The sequence below is a fragment of the Undibacterium sp. Di26W genome (assembly GCF_049340265.1).
Lineage (GTDB): Bacteria > Pseudomonadota > Gammaproteobacteria > Burkholderiales > Burkholderiaceae_D > Undibacterium.
In genome coordinates this window covers 365,868-390,612 of sequence record NZ_JBMPOR010000001.1, presented here as the reverse complement: position 1 = coordinate 390,612, position 24,745 = coordinate 365,868, and the positions used below count along the sequence as shown (strand labels likewise).

Sequence of the window (24,745 nt, the reverse complement as noted above, 5' to 3'; positions counted from 1 at the left end):
AGCGCACCCCCCGTACATTTCTCCATGATCTGGAAAGAATGTACGGGCTGCTTTCTGGCAATCTATTTCTTTGCCGCTGCTGCTGCTGTCAGAGGTGTCAGTGGCAGACGAACCTGGTTCGGTACGGTATACATAGCCGCAGCGCCCTGCGGCAAAACATGGCTGGTGGCAATCAAGCGTGCTGTCAAAGGTGTCGGCTGGAAGGTGTACGAATTCGTATTATGACAAGAGAAGCAATTATTGACTGTCTGTCCAAATGAATTCTGCGGCATTTGCACAAATGTTTCTGCTGTACTGTTGGCCAGATTGACTGAACCTACACCCTGTTCTGCACCCATGTTCTGTGCGGCAGGCATGACAAACGCATTTGGCGCAAACCAAACGGTGCCTATCATCACATAGTTTGCAAAGACCGAGCTTTGGCCCGCCAGATATTGTTGACCTGCCGTGTTAACCAAAGGTATCGTTCCAGAAGGGTCTCCACCAGTAGCATTGTTTAGTACGACATTCATCGTCGGCGAAAAAATTTGGGTGTAGGCGTCAAAACTTGTCCCAGAAATTTTCGGTGGATTGGAGTTTGATAAATTGGCGATATTTGATTGGCCAAATAAGGTGCCTGCTTTGTACAAAGTAAAATTATTTGGGCTGCTACCGCCTGTACTGAATGTGCCATCTGGCAACATCGGGGCATTTAATTTATGTTCAAATGTACCCCACAGGAATTCTGGATGCTCTTTGGTTAATTCCACCACATGCAATCCAAGTAGAGCTACGTCAACTACGACCGTTTTATCGCCGTCAGGTTGTACCACGCCATTTTTATTGACCAACACTGGAACGTTTGCCTTCGTGGTAAAGCTGCCCACTGGGGCGTTTACACCATTACCCAAACGCAACCAAGTGGCCTTAAAGACCGCTGCGCCTACCTTGAAGTTATCGGTGTTCTTTTGATAGCCGCCATTGACAATTAAATTGTTTTTAGCTGTATTAAAATACGAGTCATTCATATGCACCGAAGCATAAATCGGGTAGCCGTTTGGGCCAACCAGCATATTGCCATCAGCTTCAACAATTGCACCGGCACCTTCACTTTTCCCTGATTTTGGCGCAAAGTTGCGGCTAGCCAGGTTAAGTGTCACACCGCCTGTTTTCTTGATAGACGGGATCGCTGTGACCAATTGATCTGAGGTTTTTAAACTCAAAAAACGTGGCGCACCATTGATCATGGTGGTTGCCCAGACAAAGCTCTCGTAGGTAGTTTGATGAAACTCACAAAACGACTGCGGTGCCGCAGTTGGTACTTGGGCTGTAGCCTGGTTGAATGTTGGCAAGACCTTAGTCGCCCAGTTCTGTGTCGGACAACTTGCTGCGGACGCGGAAGCTGATTGTGCATATAAGCCCGGAGTCGCAAGCGCAAGCGCCATGCCAATAATTGCGCTAAAACCGAGTTGAGTGGAGCAAGTAGAATTTTTCATTATTTCCTCATCAGTAATGTCCCAATGTTTTTGCATCAGGAGCTAAGTTAATTGCAGATTTGACGTTTTATCTGCGCTTGACTTGAACTTTGAGGCGCAGAGGTGATGCTTTTTACGAGTATTCAGCGAAGACTCCTACGCATGAATGCAAACTTCTTTTCCACAGAGCGTGACTTATTGGTAGCTGAGTTTTTTTTTGGTGTGTGGCAGCCATTGCGGGTTAGCGCACACATAGGATGTAGATGTTTTGTAAGTGGAACCGACAACAAGGCATGCTCTATTGCTATTTCAATACCAATCAGGCGTGAAGAAGGCGGGGCAATATTTAAGACAGGGTCAGCTAAATTATTGGCATTTATCATGATTTCCCCCTAAACGCCGAATGGCAAAAAAACAATATCATTGCAATAAGGAATTGTCAATTAATTATTTATATTTAGCAATTCTGATGTTGTGCTATTAATACGTTGACTTGATGCCGTACAATTGCTGTTGAGTAACTGATGATGCTGAGAGCCCATTTCATCGTCAGAGATGAAATGGGCCGGACGTTTTGGAATTTATTGCACGGGTAGGCGGCAGAGCGAAGGCAGGTCATGCAAGCGACACGATGAGACTGCTCAGTGAGTAATTCAGTCGAGTAAATAAAGCAGGTCAGGGAAGGGCGTATTCCACAAAACGTATTGGGATAAGGAACTTTTCCTTCAATTGCCAGACTAAGCAAATCGCGCCCTGGATTAATAATCCTGGGTTTCGAGGGGGAATTACCTTTAATTTTCACATTTTTCTATAATAATATGATGAAAAAAACACTTACTACTCTGGCGGTCATGAGCCTGTGCCAGATCGCCAGCGCAGATGAAGGCATGTGGATGCCGCAACAACTGCCACAAGTCGCCAAGCAACTGAAGGCAGACGGCTTGAAACTGGACCCGGCAACACTGACCAAATTGACGGAATTCCCTATGGCTGCCATTGTCAGCCTGGGCGGGTGCTCTGCCTCCTTTGTGTCGCCACAAGGCTTGGTCGCCACCAATCACCACTGTGTCTATAACAGCGTGGCACATAACTCCAAGCCAGAACGTAATTTGCTGGCCAATGGTTTCCTGGCAAACAGCCTGGACGAAGAATTGCCGGCGTCACCTGGCTCGCGCATACTTGTCACCAAAGATGTCAGCAATGTCAGCACCAAAATCATTGACAAGACAACTGCCAAGCTGAATGGCAAGGCCCGTGTTGACGCCATCGAAAAGAATTCCAAAGTCATCATCGCTGAATGCGAAAAAGATGCCGGTCATCGCTGCAACGTCTATCCTTACTACGGTGGCCTTGAGTATTACCTCATCAAGCAACTGGAAATCAAAGACGTACGCCTGGTCCATGCACCACCTGAAGGGGTAGGCAAGTTTGGCGGCGATACCGATAACTGGATGTGGCCACGTCACACAGGCGATTACGGTTTCTACCGCGCCTATGTCAGCAAGGACGGCAAATCTGCTGATTACAGCAAGGACAATGTACCTTACATGCCCAAGCATTTCCTGAAACTGGCCAAAGACAATCTAAAAGAAGGCGACTTCGTCATGGCACTGGGCTACCCAGGCCGCACCAACCGCCATCGCCTGCCGTCAGAAGTGGCTTACACCTTTGACTGGAACTATCCTACCTTTGTGAAGAGCTCTGGCGACATGCTGGCCATCATCGCCAAAGAGACCAGCAGCAATCCGGATGCCAAACTCAAGTATGCCGGCCAGGTGGCAGGTATCAACAATTACTATAAAAACCGTCAAGGCATGCTCGACAGCTATGCCGGCAGCGATATCCTGGCACGCAAAACCAAAGAGCATGATGAGCTGAAAGCATGGATCAACAGCAATCCTGCACGCGCCAAGGAATTTGCCAGCGATATTGATCAGGTTGAAAAGCTGATTGCCGAACGCGATACCCTGGGCAAGCGTGACTTTTATCTGGCTAGTTCTTACCCACGATTCCTGTCAACGGCACGAGTTTTGTATCGTCTGTCGAATGAATCGACCAAGGCTGATACAGAACGCAAAGCTGGCTTCCAGGTGCGTGACCTGCCTCGCTTCAAGGCGGCGGCGGATGCCATCGAGCGTAACTACGATGAAAAAGTCGACAAGGCTTTGGTGTTGTACAACCTGAGCAAATACGCCGCGCAAGCCAAGGCAGACCGCAGCGCCAATTTTGATGCTGCAATGGGTATCAAGGACGGTATGTCTGAAGCTGATCTGAAATCCTTGCTCGATACTATGTATGCAGGCAGTAAGCTGGGTGATAAGGCAGCGCGCAGCGCATGGTTGACCGCCAAGCCTGAAGACTTCAAGGCCAGCAATGACAGTTTCGTCAAGGCAGCAGTTGCCATGTATGAAGGCGGCCTGAAACGTGAAGCCGAAGAAGAAGAGTTGATGGGTAAAATCCAGCAAGCCTATGGCAACTACATGAAAGCAAAAATCGCCTACATGCAGAGCAAAGGGCAGGCGGTATACCCTGACGCCAACAGCACCTTGCGCGTCACCTTCGGCAAAGTGAGTGGTCGTGACCACGGTACTGCTGATGGCTTGGCATGGAGTGCCTTTACCACCGTCAACGGCATCCCGCCAAAAGCAACCGGTACTGGCGAATTCAACGCACCAGCCGCACAATTGGCAGCCATCAAGGCCAAAGACTTCGGCAAATATGTTGACCCGCAACTGAAAACAGTCCCTGTGAATTATCTGGCGACGCTGGATATCACTGGTGGCAATTCAGGTTCCGCTGCATTGAATGCCAAAGGCGAATTCATCGGCCTGGCATTTGACGGCACCCTGGATTCCATCATTTCTGACTGGGATTACAACAAGGCCAATACTCGTTCCATACAGGTTGACCTGCGTTACATGCTGTGGCAGATGAAACACGTGGACAAGGCTGACCGCCTGTTGAAGGAAATGGGCGCAGAGTAATTATTGCGGCTTTTATTATTACCTGCGGAGTGTGCAGACTAAGCTGCATACTCCGCAGTCAGTTTTTCTACCACCAGCTCAATAAATATTGACACCGCCAGCGGCAAGTGTCGTCGACTTGGGTAAAGTACGTGCAGATTGCGCCCGGTGCGCTTGTACTGGGGCAGTACTGGCAAGAGCAGGCCTGCGTTAAAGTCGTGCTTTATAATCGGGTTAGGGAGGAGGGCGATGCCGATGCCTGCCATCGCTGCCTTTCGCAAGGCCTGCACCGTATTGCCACTGAAACGCGCTACAAACTGAACTTCTTCGTCCATGCCATTTGGTCCCGTAAGACTCCAAACGGCGTGGCTCCCAGGTTGGCTGAAGCTCACGCAGGCATGATTCACCAGATCCTGCAATGAGTCCGGCATGCCGTGTGCAGCAATGTAAGCGGGACTTGCTACCAGACATTGATTGCCATCACACTGCGTTTGTCGGCCTATGTAGCCAGAGTCCTGCATCGAACCTCCGCGAAAAGCCACATCAATGCGTTCGGCAATCAGATCGGTTTTTGCATCGCTAAGAATGAACTCGACAAGCACCTTGGGGTATTTCGCCAAAAAGTCGGCTGTCCAATCCATTAGAAAAAAATCAAAGAAGTCAGCGGGGGCTGCTACCCGAATAAGGCCACCAGGTTCCTGTATGTCCGTCATCAAGTCGCGCGCGGCTTCGTTTAGTCCTTCAACATTGTCAGCGCAGCGCTCATAGAAAGTCTGGCCCGAATTCGTGAGCGTGAGCTTGCGCGTCGAACGTTGAAGCAGACGCATCCCGAGTTGTTGCTCCAACTGTTGTATGCGTCGGCTCACCGTGTTTGCTGGTATCCCAAGCCGCCTTGCCGCCTCGGCAAAGCTACCACTGCGCACGACTTGTACAAACAGTGCAATGTCATTCAAGTCGATCATGAAATTTATTACCAATAAAAATGGATGAGTTAAATGCAATCATACCATCTACTCAAATAATCGCGTTGGCCGTATCTTCGCCTACATAAAGCTGGTGCGGAGCCTGTTGCCCGCCTTCGTTACCTGACAATGGTCCTTGTCCGAGTAAGCAATAGCCCGGCACGCTGATGTTGCGACTTGCGCTAGCCAATTCGTCACGGACATACAAGATCATTTCGACAAACAATGCGTCAATTTAGGAAACAGCATGACTACAGCAACGATGAATGAAGCTCGCGAAATCGTTTTTCGCACGCGCGGCAGTACCCGTGGACCGATCACGCGGCTGATGAGCCCCGGGGATCTTGGCGAATTACTGAAGCCATTTGTGTTTCTTGATCTTGTCAGTTTCAAACCCAGAGGAGGACAAAAGGGTTTTGCCATGCATCCGCATTCCGGGATCGCGACGCTCACCATCCTGTCGGAGGGGGATGTCGTTTACGAAGACACCACCGGCAAGTCGGGGTTGTTGCCAGCAGGAGGAGTGGAATGGATGCGCGCAGGGAATGGCGTTTGGCACACAGGCGGGCCTGCTGACGACTCGCGCATTCGTGGCTTTCAGCTCTGGATAGCACTCCCTCCAGCCGAAGAAAATGCACCTGCGCAAAGTATCTATCTCGCCCCTTCACAGGTGCCGCAAGAGGGCCCTGTGCGCGTGATGCTTGGTCGCTATGGCATGGCACAAAGTTTGATCCCGGCACCTTCTGATATGGCTTACCTGGCGGTGCACCTGAAAGCGGGCGAGCGATGGCGCTACTCCCCGCCAACTGGCCACACCGTGGCCTGGCTCGCGGTGAATACCGGGCAGCTCAATGCGCATGAAGCTGTTGGTGCCGGTGAGTTGGTGATTTTCAAGGAATCGAATCAAGCCATTGACATCGTGGCCGAGGAAGAAACCGCCTTCGTACTCGGCTCAGCAGTAAAACATCCCTATGAGCTGGTCACAGGTTCCTACTCGGTCCACACTAACAAATCTGCACTTGAGCAAGGCGAGGCAGAGATCCGGCGGATAGGTATAGCACTGCAGCGAGAGGGGCGTCTAACCTGATGCTTTTGACATATCGTCGCTTGGAGGTAAATACGATATCTACTCTGAAAACTGCGTGGGATTTCCTCAAAGACATCTTTGGTATTGAAACTCACATTGGCCGATAGCGACGAAAATTGGATGAGTCTACTACTAATTTTCTGTCTATTCACCCAATGCCTGCGCCTCTATCCTTTGCTTAACAGATATGGAAGGCCGAAGTAGAGGGAATTGGATTTCATCAATAAGCAGGTACAAGCCTGAACCAGGACATCTGCCGTTACGCTTATTTTTTGTCCACACGCCACACACATTTTTTACTGAGCAGTGCAGGTTTTTTGTCAGCGAACGTTCTTGTTTTGCTGCCGTGGCGGCGCACGAGTCTTCATGCTGCCGGATTACCTTCACCTCTTTAACCTAACCAGGAGTATCCCAGCATGGAATTAATCAAACCTCTTATTGGTATCGTCGTTGGATCGACCCGCGAAGGTCGGTTCGGCGACAAACCAGCACGTTGGATACACGATATTGCGCTCAAACGGGAAGACATTACTGTCCAGTTGATCGATTTGCGTGATCATCCCATGCCATTCTTTGAGGAAGCAACCGCGCCGTCCTGGGCACCTGTCAAGAATATCGCTGCACAGCGTTGGGCGGAAACGCTGGCACCACTCGACGGACTAATAGCTGTCACGCCAGAATACAACCATGGCCCGAGTGCAGTGCTGAAGAATGCATTTGACTATGCGTACAAGGAATATGTACGTAAACCGATCGGTTTTGTCGGCTATGGTGGTGTTGGCGCGGCTCGCGCCGTCGAACAACTGCGGCTGGTTGCTATCGAGTTGCAAATGGCCCCAATACGAAATGCCGTACATATCGGGATGACGGAATTTCTCGGTATCTGGCAACAAGGCAAGACATTCCAAGATTTCCCTCACCTTGAGCAGGCAGCCAATGGCTTGCTTGACGATCTCGCCTGGTGGGCGAAGGTACTCAAGCATGCGCGAGGCACTAAATAATATTGATCTGCGATAGATTCCGTACCCCGGCACCTTCGGCATCTGGAGTATTTGCATCGTTATTGACGGGGTGGATCCGGTTTCATCAAAATCTAACGGACAAGAATGACTACTCTTTTAACTCACCAGAACCGCGTCGCCGTCGTCACCGGTTCCGGGCGGGGCATTGGTGCTGCCATTGCGGTAGCGCTGGCGCAGCGCGGAGCAAAGGTGGTTGCCGTTGATTTGCAATCTCCGAGCGCCACAGTTGCTGCCATCGGTCGCAACGCAGTGGGTGTCGCGGCAGATGTGTCCGATCCAAACGGTTGGGCTACCGTTGCCCGTGTGGCAGAGGAAAGCTTCGGCGACGTTGGCATCGTCATCAACAATGCTGCTTTCTACCCAAATCACCCGATCGAAGAACTTGACCTGGACACCTGGCGCAAGACTATGTCGGTCAATCTAGATGCCCAGTTCCTGTCCGCCAAACAATTCGTACCGGCCATGCGTCGCAACAAATGGGGGCGTTTTGTCGGCATCTCCTCGAATTCCATTGGTCTGACGGTGAAGGGCATGAGCCACTATATCGCCTCAAAGATGGGTATTGTAGGTTTCATGCGCGGACTGGCCAATGACGTCGCGAACGATGGCATTACTTGCAACGCAGTACTACCCGGCCTGACACACACAGTTGCTACCGAAGCCCAGGGTGAAGAGCAACGCCGCGCAACATGGCAGGCTCAAGCGATTCAGCGCTTTGCAGAGCCGGAAGAAATCGTCGGGCCCATTCTCTTCCTCACATCGGACGATGCCGCCTTCATGACTGGCCAGGCGCTGGTTGTCGATGGTGGGCAATATCGCGTCGGATAGTTTTCTAACCAAGCTTTAACCAACAAAAAACAGGATCAAATGATGACTAACAACTTAACTGCAGCACAATTATTGAAACGTAGCCTGGATACCTTCCTCGCCAAAGACATGAGGGGCTGGGCGGATCTTTGCGACGAGAATGTTGTCGTCGAATTCCCTTTTGCGCCGGATGCCGCATCAAAAAAAATTCTGGGCCGCACGGCTATTTACGAATATCTGCGCAACAATCCAAGCGTTATTGATGTAAAAACAATTCCCACATTGAAGATACACACCACTGACGATCCAAATGTCGCCATCGCGGAGTGGAGTGCCTCGGGCCAAGTTATAGGCAACGGCAATCCTTATGAAATGAGCTATGCCACTTTTGTGACTTTCCGTAATGGACTTATCATCAATTACCGCGAGTATTGGAATCCAATGGCATTCATGGCAGCCATGAGCGGTGCAACGTTCTGACAAAAACGTGCTTATGGTAAAAAAGGGATATGGTTAGACTAATACTATGTGCAAGCGTCGTGTATCGCGCACGATGGGCGCAATGATCAGTAATCTGGCAAACCCTGGGTTCACCGACCACATGGTCGTGACAGTGCACCGTATATCAACAAACAGGCTTCACGGGCTACTTAGATGGGAGGCGGCAACATCGAAGACCATATCGGTGTTTTCGGTGTTTTCCGCCTTTTCCTCATTCTGCTGCAGTTGAAGCCTGTGACCTATCCGGGCGATTTCATTGATGGCAGGGAGGAGCTCCTGGCCAAGCGGTGACAGGCTATATTCGGCGGATGGCGGCGAAGTCGCCATGACAGCGCGAATGACGATACCTTTGTCTTCCATATCCTTAAGGCGGCCTGACAGCACCTTGGCCGAAATTCCGGGAGTGTCGGCTCACAACTCTCCGAAGCGACGTGGGCCAGCGCTGAGATTCCAAAGCAAGGTAGGGGTCCACGCACCGCCCAGCAACCACATGCACGCACCGATTGCACATTCGGGTATGGGCTTTTCTACTTTGGCTATTTCTACCCATCCCCTCGAAAAGGTAAAAGTTTTCGTAAGTGCTTGAATTCTCAGGCTAATGAGCCATCCTCGCCTTCCTCAAACACCTGATCCCAGTATCCTGGTTCGGCGTAACGCGCCGCCAGTGCATCGATGTCGAGCTGCGGTGCCTCGGCTGTAAATTCAAAGCGGCCGATCAGGTTCACATGTCGCCAAGCCACTGGCGACACGCTCCGCAACGCCTCAATTGCTTCCACGTCCTCTACCGCGCGCTTCTGTTCATAAACCTTCGACAGTAACGCCGTATTGTAATAAATGATGGCGTTGGCGATCAATCGCGAGCACTCATTCCAGATATTCTGCTCGGCTTCAGTCTTGACCCGGAATTTTCCATTGTTGACATAGGACACAGATTTGCGGAACCGGTGATAGGCCTCTCCTCTATTCAAAGCCTTTTGCACACTTTGCCGCAGGCTGGCGTCGTCGATGAAGTCCAGGATATAAAGCGTCCTGCGGATATTGTCTAATTCCCACAGTGCTTTCTTGGTTTGATTCTGGCGCGTGTAGCTACTGAGCTTGCGGATGACGGTCGCCTGCGTCACATCCTTTTGTGCCAGTGACGCCATGATGCGCTGGACATTGGGCCATTCGGCAATGATCAGATCCTCCGGCACCTTTCTGGATGGCTTGATCAGAAGCTCGCCATACTCACCCGGGTTCTGGAAGCCGACCAGTTTTTCCATTTTCTTGTGCAGATCGCGGTAACGCGGGGCGAACTGGTAGCCGAACACATGCAAGGTCCAGAAATTAACCTGGTTGGTACCGTGCGTATCGGTGGAATGCCGCTCGGGCTTGATGTCAGACGTATTGTTGTACAGCAGGTCAAATACGTAGTGGCTTTCGTGCTCGTGTGTGCCGATGATCTTGGCGTTGATCGGCACATGGTTGGCGACTAGAGTATAGGCGCTGACACCTTTCTGCAGTCCGAAGTATTTCGGCGAATGGCGGGCGTTGACCGTATCAATTTGCGTTTCGATCCGTTGCCCATCGCTGCTGGAATGCACTTCATCGCGGATATCGTACAGATGGAAAGCCGGCAGTGCAGCGATCGCGTTGCTGATCGCATCGTTGGCCACATGCAGAGTTTCCTGACGCAGGAAATTGCGCGCCGTATTAAGCAGCGACGCGTAATTCAGGCTTGAGACCTCTGCCATTTTGCCGATCCCCATATTGGTACCCATGGCGACAATGCACGCCAGTAATTCACGCGGATCGGGATCGTGCTTGACATAGCGATCCAGCACGTGGCTGAAGCTTTTTAAGAACCCGGTGTGCTGATGGACGAACCACAACAGATCTGCGACACCCACGCCCGGCAGCTTGCCGAAGAATGGGCTGTTGACCGGTTCGTCCTCGCTCGGATATAGCAACTGCCAGCGCCTCTTTTCGCCACGACCAGTGATTTTGATATGCTGGTTGACCGCGTCGGCGATACGCTGGTTGACAGCTTCGATCTTCGTTTCCAGATCGGCCTTCATCTGTGCCAGTGTGCTCTCTATCGGATCGATCAGGATCTGCGCGCCGATTTCCTGAAGGACTTGCGCCTTGTTTTCCCAGCGTTCGTCGCTAATCAAGTCATCCTCGAAGCGACGAAATTCCACGCTATCCTTGACATACAGATTGCCGGCTTCGAGCGCATTGCGCAGCAGACGGTACAATAGGAATTCGTAGCGGTCGACATCGAGCACCTGGTCGTCGTCGGATAACTGGTCGTCGTCATCTTCTCCGGCATTCGCAAAGAGATAGGGCTGCAGGCTCTTGGGAATCACTTCGGTCGGAAACAGCGATGGTTTCACCTGGCGCGGCGACTTTCCGGTACGCAGCAGGTCTTGCAGAACCTGTACCGCATCCAGGAGTGGTGTCTCTTCGACCCGGCCAGCGAAGTCCAGCTCGCAAAACAGGTGGCGCAGATTGCGCTTGAACTGGTGCGACAAGGTCGTGTAGTACGCCCATTCGAACCCGGCCTTGTCGAAGGCAATATTGCGCAAGTAGTTCGCAACGATTGGAAACTGTTCGGGCTCCAGTAGATGGAAAGCCTGTACCTTGACGGTAGAAAACGGTGCATCCTCCGGGATGGTGCTGTCGGTAAATAGATTGAGAACCTGGCCCGCAGCCTGTAAATGCACGGCCGCGTCCTCCATTGCTTTATGCATAGCCTCGTCGGCCGCGCGCTTGGCAAGCTTCTCGTACTGATGGACTAGATGGATGAAGGCTTCAATCAGAGTGTCGTTGATCTGGCGGAAACGATGATACGCGAAACATAGCAGGTAAAGTCTCGCCGTCTTTGTCGACATGCGTCGCAAACTGTAGACGGTATAGAACTTGACCAGCGACGCGTAATATTTACCGCTCTCGGCTGAGAGTCCGGCAGTGGTCAGGAATGTGCGCGCCGTATCATGCAGTGGCTGAAAAAAATGACGTCGTTCGACTTCCTGGCGCAGTTCTTTGTAGCTGAAATCCCTGGCTTCGCGCTTCAAAGCACTAATCCGATACATGTTCTCGTTAGCTTCGAGCAAGGCGTCCAACTGCTCACGCATCGTCGGCGTCAATGCGGCGTCCAGAAGGCCCGTGATGCGGTTGCGCTCCGAGGTGACGGCGCGTCCTACCATGTCCTGCAGATAGGTATAGCCGGGTAGTACGATGCGTTGGCTTTCCAAGTATTGCAGCACTTCGCGCATGATGTAGATCGGTTGCGTCGATAGCATCGCGAAACGCTGCGCCTTGTGTTCCATTTCTATCTTGGTCAACTGATCGGCTACGCGGTAGTCGAACAGTTGCAGAATGACCTTTTGCTGATCCAGTCGGGTAGGTTTGGACAAGGCTTTCAGCTTGCTGGTTTCCTTGTCGGTGAAATGGCGCTTGATGACATAGGCCACGTCATCAGCGACCGAATCCGGTTCAAAGACAAAGAATCGCCGCTTGGCCTTGAAATAGGCCATCTGCAGCGCCAGATGCACCGCAACTGATGAAGTATGGACGCGCTCCACTGCATCACGCTCAACCACGCTGAAATCGAAGTAGAGCCGCCTGTCGTCATCATTAAACTTGGGCAACTCGTACAAGGCGGCAATTTCCTCGGCTGATAGAATCGTCAACCGGCGCGTGTCAGTGACCATGAGCAGAAAATATAAAGTGAGAAAAAGAAGCGATCTTTGCGTTCAGGTTTGCCAAAAAAATAGCTGTCTTGCACACCTAAGGTGAGACAACATCGACCAACTTCTCGATTGGCGAATAACGCACGCCGTTTTTTGTTGCAGCCAAGGTCCCAAAATATGCTGTGCACAGCATTTTCGAGGAGTTGGGCAAACACACCCAAATTCCAAGCTCACGGCCTTCGCTGGCTTGGATATTCTGTAGGTTTCTAGAATTTGGTTCCGATACATTGGAATGAAACGATTTTCCCATTGATGGAACGAGCCCAAAAAATTCATTCTTTTATCTTGCAATATTAGCTAATTTAAATAATAATTAGTTATCAATTTAAATCCGCACCAAAGAAGTAGTCACCTTACCAATTTTCAAAGTACCGCTATACCAGTTTCAATGCAGTAAATGTGTTTCCTTACTTCGCTATCGCGAAAAACCGTCTCGCTCCGCAAGTCTGTAACCGCAAAAGTCGTCACCATTTAGTGACAAAAGAGGTCGTATGTTTAAGTACACCGTTTTGGCAGGCGATACACTCACTGATATAGCTGTTGGGCTTAGTTCCGCTGCCGGAGTAAGCGTGCAATCTATCGAAGCAGCGAATCCGGGCGTCAACGCCAACGCGTTGCAGATTGGGACATTGCTCAATATCCCGGCACGACTTGGTCAGACTATTGCGTTGAAATATACCATCCAGGATGGCGACAGTTATTCAATCATCGCTGCTAATCTAGCAGGATGCACCGGCCTAAGCTTCCAAGAAATTGAACAAGCGAATCCATCTGTCAACCCTAATACAATGGCAGTAGGACAGGTCTTGACAATACCTATTTCGTCAGCATCTCCCATTGCTGATCCAACTATCCCACTGAATCAATCAGGCAATGCTCAGAAAGGTCTCTGGTATTGGACTTGGTCCAAAAAAACACAAGTGCCTGAAAACACCAATCTGGGCATCGCTTTTAGTGGTTGGGTATCTCCACAGACAGCCATAGACAACAGTAATGCCGTTTACAGTAAATTACCTGGTTTGAAATACATTTGCTTAGGTGGCGGAAATGAAAGTGGTTCCTGGACTGAATCCGCAGTGCAGTCTGTAACCAATGCAATTCACTCAGACAGCCTGTCCGCATACCAGGGAATTGCTTACGACATTGAAGAAGGTAGCTCAGGGTTGGCAACAGCTTTTGCAGCTTCTTTTACTGCCGCCAAGGCCAAAGGATTAAAAGTTCTTGTCACGGTGAGTCATTCCGCACCCTATGGTATTACAGACGCTGCAGCACTCATGCGCAGTTTCTTCGCCAGTCCCGTCATCGACATTCTATCGCCCCAGTTATATACCACTGGAGAAGAAACCAGTAACCAATATGCCACTTCGGCTGAGGTTAACTGGAGCGAATATGCAGATGCAAAGGCAATCGTGGCTCCAAGCATAGTCACTGCCAGTCTATATGCTGACGCACAAGCATATTTTTTAGCTCAAGGGGTAAGTTTGGGCGGATTCTTGCAGTGGAAGCAGTGACTTAAGAAGAGCAGTTATATAGACATTTTCCATGGTAATGGGCCGCTAAGTATCGTAGGAAGAAAAACTAACTTTGTTACCTTTTTTGGCAATAGAAATGGTGTCTGTGATAGTACGCTTGATGTGGAATACCCCGGATTAGTGGCTTGAATTTTCTATCCGTCAGACAAATTTCCGTTACTCAATTTCGTGTCGACTCATTTTCGTGTTTTGAGTCTAATTTTTTGAAGTCAATCGATTTTATCGAAAGTTAAGGCATAAAACCCATAGGGGCTGATGTTCTTTGAGAGAGGTGAATTTTTTCCATGACGCGTTGGCCTGGAAAATTCAAGGCTCGATTGAAATGAAAAATGATCGTCGATGAGACGCGACAAAAGGGAGAATGGAACATGCAACAGAATGCAACCAATGAGACTCCGGGGCTTGCAAACATTAAGCGCGTCGTCGTGATGATGTTTGAGAATCGCTCCTTCGACCACATTTTTGGTGCCTTGCCCGGTGTCAACGGACTCTTTGAGGACGGCCAAATCAATCAAAACTACTTCAATCTTGCTGACCCGCTCAACCCGCCATCTCCGGCTAACCTGCCGGTGTATCCGATGCCGATTGATCCATCTCTCCCTCAGTTGCACGATTTCAACCATGATTTCGGTGACGGCATGATGCCCAGTCTGTTCGGCCCTACTTTTACGGTTTCGGGCGGCACGGGTCAGCCGAATGATTCGAATACCACATACACCTCCGGTTATGTGAACGGGGTCCCGATTGCGCAAGTGCAGCCGGTACCGCAGACTTATCCCGTCACCAATTCGGGTTTCTATTCGACCTACAGATACTACAACAACGAGCCGACGATCCAAGGACAAGCGGCGCTGACTTATTTCGAGGCCGGCAAGCTTCAGGTGCTCCACACACTGGCAAATAACTTTGTCCTTTGCGACAACTGGCATTGCGATATGCCGGGGCATACCTTACCCAATCGAACATTCATCCATACCGGAAGGACGGGTGTAGGGATCGACGACACGGACAACGGCGATAACCGACACGCAAGCATATTTGATCTGATCGAACCTCTTCCTGATTGTCCTCCGCCCGGCTACCAACCGTCAAAGTGGAACATATACGTGCCGGTGGATGAGGGGGGCACGCTTGGGCAGTGCGACACGGTGTTTCTCAATTCGAATGTCAAACCTTACCAAGGAGCTCCCATCACGGACTTCGCAACGGATTGCAAGAATGGGACGCTTCCATTTTACAGTTTCATCATGTGTTGGCATCCGTCATCGGACGCATACACCGACACCAGTATGCACCCAAACGCGCTGATTCAGCCTGGCGAGAATCTGCTGGCTGCGGTCTACAACACGCTGCGCAGCAGCCCATGTTGGGAGGATACGCTACTCGTCGTTACCTTTGACGAAAATGGCGGGATGTACGACCATGTGTTCCCGCCGTCGGCGACTCCACCGGTTCCCGGTGCGGCACCCGATCAACAGTATCTTGTGGGTGACTGCGGCAACGCATGGGCACTGAACTCAACATTCGATTTCTCGCTACTCGGCGTTCGCGTTCCCGCTTTGCTGATTTCGCCTTGGTTGGCAGCGGGAATCGATAGCAACCAGTACCAAAACACTTCCGTGCTTCGCTTCCTTATCGACAGGATGAACGCGGTCGACGCGCCAACCACTCCAATCCCGCCCCTGACCGAGCGCGATGCAACTGCACCCTCACTTGATTCAGCATTCGTCCAGTACGGCCAGATCACAATGCGCCAAGATTGCCCAGATTGGATCGTTCCCTATGCGACTTTACCCTGTACGGATCCCAGCACTGGCAGCAATGCGATTCCTTACAGTGACGGAACGCTTACGCCATGGACGCCACCAAAGTCCATGATGAGAGCGAAGCCCGTGGCCTACATTCAGGAATTTCTGAATATCTATGTGGCACCGTTGCCGGGGCATCCTGACAGCGGGAAGAAGATCATACGCGATTTCGCAACGAACGGCGACGTTGCCAGCTACACCCAAGAGCGTACGCAGGCGGCAAAACAATTTTACCAAGCCCATTCCCCAAGCGCTAGCGCCTGATCATTGAGTAAAGGGTTGCAGCGGACTATGTGTATCCTATTAATGTTTGCAAGATGCAATTCTTTCAAAAGAGACACACTCTGCTCAACATATTATTTCTGAAACTATACGCGGTCATCTGTAGTGGATTAGCAAGCAATAGAGGAGTGGGTCTTTCCTGTCAAGCGAAGTAATTTTACGAACAAACCAAATAACATGATCCAGAGAATATATGTTAAAGCTTCCAGATGAGATGAGATGAGCAAATGACGCGCATTCTCTACTGGAACGTCAACAATTTTTCGCTTTCGAAAATTCAGGCGGGAGGCGCCCTGGGACCTACAGCGGCCAGCCGCCGCCACTACATGACGGTCGGCCGGGAGTACAGTTTTTTTCGCCAAAACACACGTAGGTTGATGATTTATATTTGAAATCTGGCTATTTGTGCAGTTTTCAGAGACTGAGCAGGTTGGTTGGATGACCAAAGAGTTGCAAACCGCATCATTTGCGCTACGACGCGCAGCAGAGCAGTTGGCCAACAATCACGCTACTGCGAAACTGGGCTGTTGTAATTGGTGTGATGACCAGGTGCAATATGCGGATCGAAACGACGATTAAAATGTAAAAGGAAAGCCAGAAGGTGAACTTAAAGTGCTGTAGGAATAGTGTTCATCTAATTGCTCACCAATGGTTTTACGGGCCAATTCTACATTCTTAGGGAAGATAGGGAAATTTTCAAATTTCCATTTTAAATCAGTGGGTTAAGCATATTTTGGCAAGAAAAACCGTAATCCCGGCCGTCCCTCTTATTTGAAAAATATTTATTTAACGAAGTTAATAAATTATTTATGTTGTCTATTTTTCTTTAATGACGTACAATAAAATCTACATTTTAAAAAAATAAAATTCACATTAAATGCTCGGTGACACCATTTTTAAAATTTAAGAAACTTTTAATGCGGTCGGTGTCGATGTATTTTTAAACGCACGTTCATTATGCATAATTGAATTTACTAGTCATTCTGCACTGGTAATTATTTCACCGGAATTAAGTTGTGGAAATAATGTTATTTAAATAATATCTGGCGTTGATTGAAGTGACTGATGTATTTACTTGTTTTTCCGGAATTTTGACTTGGGTTTAACGGATAGGCTCGATAAGAATTCCAGGGTCGTGAAATGGAAGCACCCAACCTGTCTGTCTCGATCGCTGTCTCCTTTTAAGGATAAAACTATGACCAATGAACTAAATTACGGCAATGTGCAAATAATTGTGCAAGGTGCCTCGGCAGGCCAGAAAATAGTCGTGACCGTTACCCCGACGGTGACGGGCGATAGCATTAGCTGGTGCACAAGCGACCCGGCGAAGTTGTACGATTTCGGCATTACCCTTAACGCCACCGCCGGTGTGCCAGTGCCGATCCAGTCGTTCAACGTTACCGGGCAAACGATCCAATTGACGACTAGCAATGCTGGTACTGGCTCCAGCAGCCTGGTCAACCTCACCATCGGGGCATGTTTGTCATCAGATTTGGCAACGGGGAGGGGGGTCTTCAATGTGATATCGAGTGGCGACAGCGGTCCAGTAGTAACACTCCAGTTCACGAACAACCCCACCATATACACTTTGAACAACACCCCTTTGCCTGTGATATTTATAAATAACGACTAGTTGTGCATCCGCGTGCAGTTCGGCGCGCGGATGTCCACTTTATGACGGACTAGGGGGAATCGGCGATGGAATCGATCACTATTGCATTTATCTTTGAAGTCTGGGAAGGCACGTATCCATTGAATGCCAGCCTGGAGATTACCGATTCCAACGTCTTTGCAATTGCGGGAGGGCAAGTCCAGATTCAGCCGGCGTTTCCAGTTGCTGGCGCCACCACGCCTCCGTTGTCCTTTCTAAACGTGGGGGCGGGGGGGCTCAATCTGCTGGCCGGACCCAACCCGTCCAGCGCCGCACAGGGAATCGAGGTGGTCGTCCCCGTGCTCACTTCCGGAAACACGCTATCGCTCAAATTTGACTATGCACAGGGCGAAGTGAACGGCTTTTACCAGTTCGCAGGCAGTTCGCGCGCTGCACTGCAGATTGGCAGCAACGTCATTGCATTCCCTGTGCTGGCGTGATGACAGGAACGACAGGCGACAGTGCAGCGCCAATGTCGGTCGAGCCGAGTGCCTTGGAAGAAGCGGGCGCACGGGTCGCAACCGCATCGACTGAGCTGCCATCCCCCGCAGCCGCGCTCACGCCTGGCCAGCAGCAGCACTTGCAGGCTTATGCGCAGATCAATCTCGTCGATACGCTCAATATGCGGTGCTATGCGGACGTATCGGTGTTCCACCCGATAAACATTGCGTTCCTTAATTTACGTGCCAACAGCAAGGCTTTGCTCGCCATCGGCGCCGGACAACGCGCGATCTGGAGCGAGGGCGGTGGCAATAACGTCCTTGTTGGGCTTGGACTGTCCACCAGCGCGCCCGCCCTATATTTGCGCAGTTTCCTGATCAACGCGCGCGAAATCATCGTTGAGCCCTTCCAGGACTGCGCCCAGCTCAACATCGCCCTCTATGTGCGGACGGAACACACGCAACTGCGCGGGCGGGTCGAGTTGCCGCCAGGCGCGAGCGTGACCTTGCAGTCGCGCTGTGACCGCAGCAGCCTGATCGGGCTCAGTTCGTTCGCGATGGAGCTCCAATGAGTCGCGCGCGCCAAGGCATGCATCGCTTGCCGGGGGGGCGGGCATGATGTCAGAACTCATTCCCGTGGTGTTGGTATTCGATCAGGTGGCGGTTGATTCGCACATTAATTTCGCGTTCACGACGGCAGGCGTCGCCTGGTCATTAGGGGCGACATCGGGCGACAGCATGGGCTTTACCGTCACTCCGGCGGCTCCAGCCGGCCAGCCCCTGGCGCCGCTTCAGCAGATTGAATTTAGCGATACGATGTTGGCCATGCGCACTGCCAGCAACGGTGCGAACTTCAGCGCCTTTACGGTCACACTGTTCCTTCGCGTTAATTCCGGGACCGCCATGTTGCAGGGCTATTGCACGATCAATCGTGAGGCGACAGTCATGGCGTATTTCGGTGCCCAGAGTCCGATGCAATGGCGCAGCGGGCGCATCAGCGCCGCCTTGTACCATCCCGACAGGACGACGCGCAGCCTTCGCGTTTCGGTGCAAGGGGCTGCGCCGGGCAACCGGATTCGCCTGGCATTATCGACCAGCCAGGAAGCGGACTTCTTGGCCACCTGGAGCCTTGGGCCGGCCCAGTGCGGGTCGGACGGTGTCGTGCTGGCCGCCGTCCAGGGCGCCTTGCCGCTGACATTCCTGCGCTATGGCAGCCGTACGCTCGAATTCGAGATCGGCGCTGGCGCCAATGCGACGAATGAATTTTTCCTGCAGGCTTACGTGAACTGGCACCCAGCCGGGCTGCCCTATATTTATCTGAAGGCCGAATGCGATCACAATGTCAGTCTGTACGCCAAAATCGGCAGCCGCCAGCCGCAGCTGGTCAGCCAGACCTACACCGTTTTTACACTCTAGGAATGGAGACTGCAATGGTCGATAGCGGACAGGTACTGCGATGGGTCAGCGAATCGTTGCGCACGCTCATCCGGGCCAATATTGAAGAATTCGAAGTCGAATCGGCGATCGTGTTCGACTCGCCTGCGGAGATCGACAGCCAGGGCGAGACCCGGCTCTCGCTGTTCCTGTACAAGCTCGACACCAATCCCCACCTGCGCAATCTGCCGCCGGTCCTGAGCCGCTTGCCAGGTGCCGACGGCGCACCGAACGCGCTGGCGGTCACGCCCGCGCCGCTGGTGGTCGACCTGCTGTACCTGATGGTGCCCTATGCCCGCTCGGCCGAACTGGAGCTGGTTCTGGCCGATAAGCTGGTCAGGCTGTTTCATGATGTGCCGGCCTTGTCCGGGCCGTGGCTCCGTCCCCAGCTCAAGGCGTGCGGCAATAGCCTCATCGAGATCGTGCCCAATGCGGAGCCGATGGCGACCTTGCATAACATCTGGAGCGGCTTTCCGAACAAGCCCTATAAATTCACCCAGCTCTTTACATTGTCGCCGGTGCGCATTCCCGGGACAACTCGCCTGCAGAGCAATATGGTCACCGAGGGGGCGCTGGAGGCGAGCACCTGCCTGACACCGGGTGCGGCCGCCGCGGGTGCGGCATGAAACTCAGCGCTGTCATCGAGCTCATTGACGGCTTTACCGGGAAGCCGGCGGTCGGTGCGCCGGTACGGTTCGAGCTGGACGGAATACCTTGCCAGGCGCAGGCAAAAGGGCAAGCTTTTTACGCGTTCCCGAATCTCACCGATGGCCAACACCGCCTCGCTATCTTCAGTATGGATCACATCTTTTTCGACCAGAACATTGCGCTCGATGTGCCGCTGGCCACGCCGCTGGCGGAGGCCATCGTCGCCTGTGTACTCGCTCCCAGTCCCATCTACGACTTTCCGGCGGGGACGACCCTCATTCGCGGCAAGATCATCCAAGGTGGCAAGGCGGGGAGCGCCTTGGCCGGCGTTGACGTGGGGGCGGCCTATCAGAACGTGCGTGCCGGCGCGCTGCGCGCACGCACGGTGTCCTGCGCTTATGGACGCTACAACGGCCGCTACGCGCTTGCACTGGGCGGCAAGCTGGCCGCACCGACCAGTGTGCAGCTCGATTTCGCCAAGAGCGGCTACGCCGACGTGCAGAAGAAGGTCGCATTGGCCCCGGGCGCGGTTTTGTTCGTTGACATAGAAATGCATTGACTCAAGGAAAACACATCATGACCAGCTATTCACATCCGGGTCTTTATATCTCCGAAGTGCAGGGGAATCGCAGCATTCAGGGAGCCTCGACGTCGATCGCGGCCTTTGTGGGCGTGACCGCGACAGGTTACTTCGAACAAGTGACGATGATAACCAGCTGGAACGCCTACCAGACTGCCTTTGGTGGCCTGGCCTGGTACGCGATGGTGCCCTGGTCGGTTTTCGAATTTTTCATCGAGGGCGGCGCCGCCTGCTACGTGGTGCGCGCCAGCGACACTAAGGGCGCCACGCCCGCCAGTGCGACGGCGCCGCTGGCGCTGACGGCCGTCACGCCCGGTTTGTGGGGCAATGCTCTCTGTGTCAGCGTCAGCAACGGCAGCGCGACCGATTCGTCTGTTACGCCGACTCCGCAGACCCCCGTATTCACTGTGACGATCTACGCTGATGCAAGCATGCTCGGCCTGCCTCTCACCTCCGCCTCGTCCGCCTCCGGCTCGTCTACCGCAGCCACGTCGCCCACCTTGCCCAATCTGTTGCTCCAGCAGTTTGTCCTGCAAAATACACTCACACCGGTCACAATTAGCGGCAAATCGTACTACATGCTTGAACAGTACCTCGGCTGCACGGCAAACAACATGGACATCCACGTGGCAGACGTGCCCAGCCTGTTGGCGACCAGAATCAACAACATGTCGATATTTGTGCGCGTACCGGCCAGTGCCAGCGCCAGCGTAACCAAGGGGGTGCGGCCGACAAACGGTGGGCCGACCGCCTTTAGTGGGGGAACTGAGCCGAACTACGACCTTGAGGCTGCCATCAATCTGCTCGAAACATTCCCGTCGGTGAGCTTGCTGTCCGTGCCCGACACCGTCACTGCGACGGATGACAGCAGCAAGCCCTCGCAACTCAAACAGGGCACCTTGATTAATTCTGGCCTGCAGTTTTGCGAAAAAATGAGCAGCTTGTTCTATGTGGTCGATCCTCCATTCAACTTGAAACCACAGGATATGCTGTCGTTCAAGTCCGGCAATGCTGCTCAAGGCGTTGCGAATGCCAATAAGAACGCGCTCAATTCCGAATTTGGCGCCATTTACTACCCCTGGGTCTATATCTATAACGCCTTGGTGGACGCCAACGTGCCCATCCCGCCATCCGGTCCCGTGCTGGGGCGCTATGCCAGCACGGACAACAGCGTTGGCGTGTTCAAGTCGCCTGCAGGGGTGCGCGACGGTGCCTTGCAGTCTGTCCTCCTGCTTGGGCAGACGCTGTCCGACAGCGACCAGGACCAGATCAACGACCAGGGTATCAATGCAATACGCAATTTTGTCACCTACGGCAATGTGATTTGGGGCGCGCGGACATTGAGCGCCGACACACAATGGAAATATGTCAGCGTGCGGCGCCTGTTCATCTATGTCGAGCAAAGCCTCAAGCAAAGCTTGCAATGGGTGGTGTTCGAACCGAACGATCAAAAGCTTTGGTCGGCTGTGACACGCGATATCGGCGCCTTCCTGACCACCTTGTGGCAGCAAGGCGGCCTGTTCGGCGCGACGGCCCATGAAGCTTTTTTCGTCGCCTGCGATGGTTCCAATAATTCACCCGATACGCGCCAGAGTGGGCAGTTGTACATCGACATTGGTCTGGCGCCGGTGTTCCCCGCCGAGTTCGTCATCCTTCGCTTTACCCAAAAAACCAGCGCGCCCGGTTCGGGCACCTGACATCCATGCGCATGACTGAAACCGGAGCATCACCATGGCCACACAATTGACGGATCCCTATCGCGGCTTTCGATTCCGGGTCGAGATAGGCGGCATCCAGATCGCCGCCTTTTCCGAGGCAAGCGTGCCTGACAGCACCATCGAATCGGTTCAGTACCGTGAAGGTACCGACCCGACCTATAAGCGTACGCTGTCGGGCCTGACCAGCTACGGCAAGCTGAACCTGAAAAAAGGCATGACCGATTCGCTTGAACTATACACATGGCACCAGTTGGTGTCTTCAAAGGGATCGGGCGCAAAAGGGGCGCAAAAGAATGTGTCGCTGATCCTGCTCGATGCAGGCGGCGCCGACAAGGCGCGCTGGAACGTGATTAATGCCTGGCCCAGCAAATACGAAAGCACTGGCTTCAATGCCGCCAACAGCGACGTGATGGTCGAGACCTTCGAGCTCACCATGGAATACATGACCCGCGTGTCATGAGCACGCTAACGAGGAGGACAGCATGTCTGTTATGAATACGGAAATCGAATTTATCCTGCCGCTGGGCTATCGCGATGGTGATGGTAATTTGCACCGCAATGGCGTCATGCGTCTGGCCACCGCCGGCGATGAAATCCTGCCGCTCAAGGATCATCGTGTGCAAGCCAATCCAGCCTACCTGATCATCATCGTGCTCTCGCGCGTGATTGTCCGGCTCGGCAACCTGGAGATCGTCAATACCAAGGTGATCGAGGACCTGTTCGCCGCCGACTTCGCCTTCCTGCAAAAACTGTATGAGGACATCAATCAGTTAAGCGGCGACGAGCAGACCAGGTCCGGGGAGGAGCAGCGCACGATGGGAAAGCCGGTCTCCCCACAGTTTCCGACCAGCTCTATGCAGAGATAGCGTTTGTGGCCTATCACTTTCACTGGTCCTACGGCGAGATCCTGGCAATGGAACATGCCGAGCGGCGTCGCTGGTGCGGCGAAATCAGCGCGATCAACCAAACGATGAACAGCGACGAGCGCCAAGTGGCGCCGGGAATTCTGGAGGCATGAGATGGCAATTGGCGTCAATGTAGGGATGGCCATCGCGCAACGCAAACTGGGCCTGCGCGTCGATCCCTTCAAATCCTACAATTTTTATGTCGAGGTCGAAGGCATCGTGGTCGGCGCCTTCATGGCGGTCGACGGGCTCGGCTCGAGTGCCGAAGTGAAGACCGTGCGCCAGGGCGGCGTCAATGACACCGAGTATAAATTGCCGGGACAAATCAGCTACAGCGACTTGGTGCTCAAGGCGGGCATCACGGCGCTCGACCCGATGTGGGCATGGTACCAGTGTACGCTCAGCGGCAAGATCAAGCGCAAGAACGGGTCGATCTATGTGCTCAATGACCAAGGCTTGCCTTGCCACTGGTGGGACTTTTTCAATGCATGGCCCATGTGCTGGCAAGGACCTGAGCTTGACGCTGGCCAGAACCTGGTGGCCTGCCAGAGTTTTACGCTGGCCCATGAAGGCATACGCAAGAGCCTTCTGAGCAGCGCGGCAGGTCTGCTGTGATGGTGCGGCTGGTCTTGCCTTGTGCCAGCGCGGGGAGGCGATTTCACGCCGCTCGTACCGTGCCGGTCCGGCGTAATGCCGGCAGCGGCGCGCCCATGGTACTGCGTAGATTGGGCGTTGTCCTGGAAGCGCCGCCCAATCTACGCATCGAGCAACGCTTCGAGCGCCAGCATTGGCATGTGTTGATCAAGTTCGACCTCCTGCTCGCGCCAGGCTTGGCCGCGCGCAGCGGCCGACATGTGCGCGCGGCCGAAACAGCGGGTGCGCTGGCAAGCCTTGCCCGACCGGCGACACTGGTGGGTGGGCGCCCACGTACCCTGCGCACCGGCGCTGCGCCATCCGGCATGTTGTTCAGGCGGCGCCGCATCTTGCGAACAAATGCGATGGCCACATCGGCCATGGCGGCGCGTGCTTTGTCGGGATGCCCTGTGCTCGCGCAGCGCGGCGGGGACGGCACACGGCAGGCGCGCCAATATCGGCAAGTCCGTGCCGTAATGTTGGCCACGCGTCAGATCTCTTCCTTGAGTGTCGTGCGCATCTTGCCGAAGGCCGCCACCGCGGGACCGCTGCCCGAGCGGCATGTGCCCGCGCTGCGCAGGGGC

The 24,745-nt window shown here is 53.0% G+C and carries 25 protein-coding genes; 20 read left to right on the top strand and 5 right to left on the bottom strand.

Annotation, left to right across the window (positions count from 1 at the left end; genetic code table 11):
* Window positions 1-62: 62 nt before the first annotated feature.
* Both ACO0LM_RS01625 and ACO0LM_RS01620 read right to left on the bottom strand, forming a co-directional pair.
* The gene (locus ACO0LM_RS01625) at window positions 63-1,475 is read right to left on the bottom strand and encodes a hypothetical protein (RefSeq protein ID WP_423033690.1); all 1,413 of its coding nucleotides are present in this window, start codon (window positions 1,473-1,475) and stop codon (window positions 63-65) included.
* 122 nt (window positions 1,476-1,597) lie between these two features.
* Complete coding sequence (locus ACO0LM_RS01620; protein ID WP_423033688.1) at window positions 1,598-1,837, bottom strand: hypothetical protein; 240 nt, start codon at window positions 1,835-1,837, stop codon at window positions 1,598-1,600.
* A 438-nt stretch (window positions 1,838-2,275) separates the two neighbouring features.
* Here ACO0LM_RS01620 and ACO0LM_RS01615 point away from each other — a divergent pair, with 438 nt between their 5' ends.
* Window positions 2,276-4,438 carry a S46 family peptidase gene (locus ACO0LM_RS01615; protein WP_423033987.1) on the top strand — a complete coding sequence of 721 codons (2,163 nt, stop codon included), beginning with the start codon at window positions 2,276-2,278 and terminating at the stop codon, window positions 4,436-4,438.
* 38 nt (window positions 4,439-4,476) lie between these two features.
* Here the strand turns inward: ACO0LM_RS01615 and ACO0LM_RS01610 are convergent, their stop codons facing one another.
* Window positions 4,477-5,379, bottom strand: coding sequence for a LysR substrate-binding domain-containing protein (locus tag ACO0LM_RS01610; protein WP_423033686.1), 903 nt, complete (start codon window positions 5,377-5,379; stop codon window positions 4,477-4,479).
* A gap of 247 nt (window positions 5,380-5,626) precedes the next feature.
* Between ACO0LM_RS01610 and ACO0LM_RS01605 the strand changes: the two genes are divergently transcribed.
* From ACO0LM_RS01605 to ACO0LM_RS01590, 4 genes are all read left to right on the top strand, one after another.
* A complete protein-coding gene (locus tag ACO0LM_RS01605) occupies window positions 5,627-6,466 on the top strand; it encodes a pirin family protein (RefSeq protein ID WP_423033684.1) in 840 nt (279 codons plus the stop codon).
* A gap of 416 nt (window positions 6,467-6,882) precedes the next feature.
* Window positions 6,883-7,467, top strand: coding sequence for an NADPH-dependent FMN reductase (locus ACO0LM_RS01600; protein WP_423033682.1), 585 nt, complete (start codon window positions 6,883-6,885; stop codon window positions 7,465-7,467).
* 105 nt (window positions 7,468-7,572) lie between these two features.
* Entirely contained in the window at window positions 7,573-8,316 is a 744-nt protein-coding gene (locus ACO0LM_RS01595; protein ID WP_423033680.1) for an SDR family NAD(P)-dependent oxidoreductase, read from the top strand.
* A gap of 39 nt (window positions 8,317-8,355) precedes the next feature.
* Entirely contained in the window at window positions 8,356-8,775 is a 420-nt protein-coding gene (locus ACO0LM_RS01590; protein ID WP_423033678.1) for a nuclear transport factor 2 family protein, read from the top strand.
* 159 nt (window positions 8,776-8,934) lie between these two features.
* Here the strand turns inward: ACO0LM_RS01590 and ACO0LM_RS01585 are convergent, their stop codons facing one another.
* Together ACO0LM_RS01585 and ACO0LM_RS01580 are read right to left on the bottom strand one after the other, a co-directional pair.
* Window positions 8,935-9,192 (bottom strand): winged helix-turn-helix transcriptional regulator, encoded by a 258-nt coding sequence (locus ACO0LM_RS01585; protein WP_423033985.1) that lies wholly within the window; start codon window positions 9,190-9,192, stop codon window positions 8,935-8,937.
* A 194-nt stretch (window positions 9,193-9,386) separates the two neighbouring features.
* Window positions 9,387-12,491 carry a Tn3 family transposase gene (locus ACO0LM_RS01580; protein ID WP_423033676.1) on the bottom strand — a complete coding sequence of 1,035 codons (3,105 nt, stop codon included), beginning with the start codon at window positions 12,489-12,491 and terminating at the stop codon, window positions 9,387-9,389.
* Window positions 12,492-13,021: 530 nt separating this feature from the next.
* Between ACO0LM_RS01580 and ACO0LM_RS01575 the strand changes: the two genes are divergently transcribed.
* From ACO0LM_RS01575 to ACO0LM_RS01505, 15 genes are all read left to right on the top strand, one after another.
* On the top strand, window positions 13,022-14,041 hold the full coding sequence (locus ACO0LM_RS01575; RefSeq protein WP_423033674.1) for a LysM peptidoglycan-binding domain-containing protein: 1,020 nt from the start codon (window positions 13,022-13,024) through the stop codon (window positions 14,039-14,041).
* 350 nt (window positions 14,042-14,391) lie between these two features.
* A complete protein-coding gene (locus ACO0LM_RS01570; protein ID WP_423033672.1) occupies window positions 14,392-16,134 on the top strand; it encodes an alkaline phosphatase family protein in 1,743 nt (580 codons plus the stop codon).
* A 245-nt stretch (window positions 16,135-16,379) separates the two neighbouring features.
* Complete coding sequence (locus tag ACO0LM_RS01565; protein WP_423033670.1) at window positions 16,380-16,544, top strand: hypothetical protein; 165 nt, start codon at window positions 16,380-16,382, stop codon at window positions 16,542-16,544.
* Window positions 16,545-17,347: 803 nt separating this feature from the next.
* The gene (locus ACO0LM_RS01560) at window positions 17,348-17,785 is read left to right on the top strand and encodes a hypothetical protein (protein ID WP_423033668.1); all 438 of its coding nucleotides are present in this window, start codon (window positions 17,348-17,350) and stop codon (window positions 17,783-17,785) included.
* A gap of 65 nt (window positions 17,786-17,850) precedes the next feature.
* Window positions 17,851-18,243: a hypothetical protein gene (locus tag ACO0LM_RS01555; protein ID WP_423033666.1), complete on the top strand. Its 393-nt coding sequence runs from the start codon at window positions 17,851-17,853 to the stop codon at window positions 18,241-18,243.
* Between the two features lie 32 nt (window positions 18,244-18,275).
* Window positions 18,276-18,815: a hypothetical protein gene (locus tag ACO0LM_RS01550; protein ID WP_423033664.1), complete on the top strand. Its 540-nt coding sequence runs from the start codon at window positions 18,276-18,278 to the stop codon at window positions 18,813-18,815.
* A 43-nt stretch (window positions 18,816-18,858) separates the two neighbouring features.
* Window positions 18,859-19,659, top strand: a complete 801-nt coding sequence (locus ACO0LM_RS01545) for a hypothetical protein (RefSeq protein WP_423033662.1) — start codon at window positions 18,859-18,861, stop codon at window positions 19,657-19,659.
* A gap of 14 nt (window positions 19,660-19,673) precedes the next feature.
* Entirely contained in the window at window positions 19,674-20,303 is a 630-nt protein-coding gene (locus ACO0LM_RS01540) for a DUF4255 domain-containing protein (RefSeq protein WP_423033660.1), read from the top strand.
* Complete coding sequence (locus tag ACO0LM_RS01535; RefSeq protein ID WP_423033658.1) at window positions 20,300-20,884, top strand: carboxypeptidase regulatory-like domain-containing protein; 585 nt, start codon at window positions 20,300-20,302, stop codon at window positions 20,882-20,884. The genes ACO0LM_RS01540 and ACO0LM_RS01535 overlap by 4 nt, the downstream gene beginning before the upstream one ends.
* 17 nt (window positions 20,885-20,901) lie before the next feature.
* Complete coding sequence (locus tag ACO0LM_RS01530) at window positions 20,902-22,602, top strand: phage tail sheath family protein (protein WP_423033656.1); 1,701 nt, start codon at window positions 20,902-20,904, stop codon at window positions 22,600-22,602.
* A 34-nt stretch (window positions 22,603-22,636) separates the two neighbouring features.
* Window positions 22,637-23,083: a phage tail protein gene (locus ACO0LM_RS01525; protein ID WP_423033654.1), complete on the top strand. Its 447-nt coding sequence runs from the start codon at window positions 22,637-22,639 to the stop codon at window positions 23,081-23,083.
* 22 nt (window positions 23,084-23,105) lie between these two features.
* A complete protein-coding gene (locus tag ACO0LM_RS01520) occupies window positions 23,106-23,489 on the top strand; it encodes a hypothetical protein (protein WP_423033652.1) in 384 nt (127 codons plus the stop codon).
* 5 nt (window positions 23,490-23,494) lie between these two features.
* On the top strand, window positions 23,495-23,641 hold the full coding sequence (locus ACO0LM_RS01515) for a DUF6760 family protein (protein ID WP_423033650.1): 147 nt from the start codon (window positions 23,495-23,497) through the stop codon (window positions 23,639-23,641).
* Window position 23,642: 1 nt separating this feature from the next.
* On the top strand, window positions 23,643-24,143 hold the full coding sequence (locus ACO0LM_RS01510; protein WP_423033649.1) for a phage tail protein: 501 nt from the start codon (window positions 23,643-23,645) through the stop codon (window positions 24,141-24,143).
* 95 nt (window positions 24,144-24,238) lie between these two features.
* Window positions 24,239-24,745, top strand: a 507-nt coding sequence (locus ACO0LM_RS01505; protein WP_423033647.1) for a hypothetical protein, incomplete at its 3' end; no start/stop codon positions are given.

Excerpts from the sequence above, each read along its gene's own strand:
- ACO0LM_RS01625 (WP_423033690.1), bottom strand. The coding sequence starts at position 1,475 with ATGAAAAATTCTACTTGCTCCACTCAACTCGGTTTTAGCGCAATTATT.
- ACO0LM_RS01555 (WP_423033666.1), top strand. The coding sequence starts at position 17,851 with ATGGAATCGATCACTATTGCATTTATCTTTGAAGTCTGGGAAGGCACG.
- ACO0LM_RS01535 (WP_423033658.1), top strand. The coding sequence starts at position 20,300 with ATGAAACTCAGCGCTGTCATCGAGCTCATTGACGGCTTTACCGGGAAG.
- ACO0LM_RS01530 (WP_423033656.1), top strand. The coding sequence starts at position 20,902 with ATGACCAGCTATTCACATCCGGGTCTTTATATCTCCGAAGTGCAGGGG.
- ACO0LM_RS01610 (WP_423033686.1), bottom strand. The coding sequence starts at position 5,379 with ATGATCGACTTGAATGACATTGCACTGTTTGTACAAGTCGTGCGCAGT.
- ACO0LM_RS01550 (WP_423033664.1), top strand. The coding sequence starts at position 18,276 with ATGTCGGTCGAGCCGAGTGCCTTGGAAGAAGCGGGCGCACGGGTCGCA.
- ACO0LM_RS01560 (WP_423033668.1), top strand. The coding sequence starts at position 17,348 with ATGACCAATGAACTAAATTACGGCAATGTGCAAATAATTGTGCAAGGT.
- ACO0LM_RS01525 (WP_423033654.1), top strand. The coding sequence starts at position 22,637 with ATGGCCACACAATTGACGGATCCCTATCGCGGCTTTCGATTCCGGGTC.
- ACO0LM_RS01580 (WP_423033676.1), bottom strand. The coding sequence starts at position 12,491 with ATGGTCACTGACACGCGCCGGTTGACGATTCTATCAGCCGAGGAAATT.
- ACO0LM_RS01520 (WP_423033652.1), top strand. The coding sequence starts at position 23,106 with ATGTCTGTTATGAATACGGAAATCGAATTTATCCTGCCGCTGGGCTAT.
- ACO0LM_RS01510 (WP_423033649.1), top strand. The coding sequence starts at position 23,643 with ATGGCAATTGGCGTCAATGTAGGGATGGCCATCGCGCAACGCAAACTG.
- ACO0LM_RS01565 (WP_423033670.1), top strand. The coding sequence starts at position 16,380 with ATGACGCGCATTCTCTACTGGAACGTCAACAATTTTTCGCTTTCGAAA.
- ACO0LM_RS01615 (WP_423033987.1), top strand. The coding sequence starts at position 2,276 with ATGAAAAAAACACTTACTACTCTGGCGGTCATGAGCCTGTGCCAGATC.
- ACO0LM_RS01570 (WP_423033672.1), top strand. The coding sequence starts at position 14,392 with ATGATCGTCGATGAGACGCGACAAAAGGGAGAATGGAACATGCAACAG.
- ACO0LM_RS01605 (WP_423033684.1), top strand. The coding sequence starts at position 5,627 with ATGACTACAGCAACGATGAATGAAGCTCGCGAAATCGTTTTTCGCACG.
- ACO0LM_RS01545 (WP_423033662.1), top strand. The coding sequence starts at position 18,859 with ATGATGTCAGAACTCATTCCCGTGGTGTTGGTATTCGATCAGGTGGCG.
- ACO0LM_RS01595 (WP_423033680.1), top strand. The coding sequence starts at position 7,573 with ATGACTACTCTTTTAACTCACCAGAACCGCGTCGCCGTCGTCACCGGT.
- ACO0LM_RS01600 (WP_423033682.1), top strand. The coding sequence starts at position 6,883 with ATGGAATTAATCAAACCTCTTATTGGTATCGTCGTTGGATCGACCCGC.
- ACO0LM_RS01575 (WP_423033674.1), top strand. The coding sequence starts at position 13,022 with ATGTTTAAGTACACCGTTTTGGCAGGCGATACACTCACTGATATAGCT.
- ACO0LM_RS01620 (WP_423033688.1), bottom strand. The coding sequence starts at position 1,837 with ATGATAAATGCCAATAATTTAGCTGACCCTGTCTTAAATATTGCCCCG.
- ACO0LM_RS01590 (WP_423033678.1), top strand. The coding sequence starts at position 8,356 with ATGATGACTAACAACTTAACTGCAGCACAATTATTGAAACGTAGCCTG.
- ACO0LM_RS01540 (WP_423033660.1), top strand. The coding sequence starts at position 19,674 with ATGGTCGATAGCGGACAGGTACTGCGATGGGTCAGCGAATCGTTGCGC.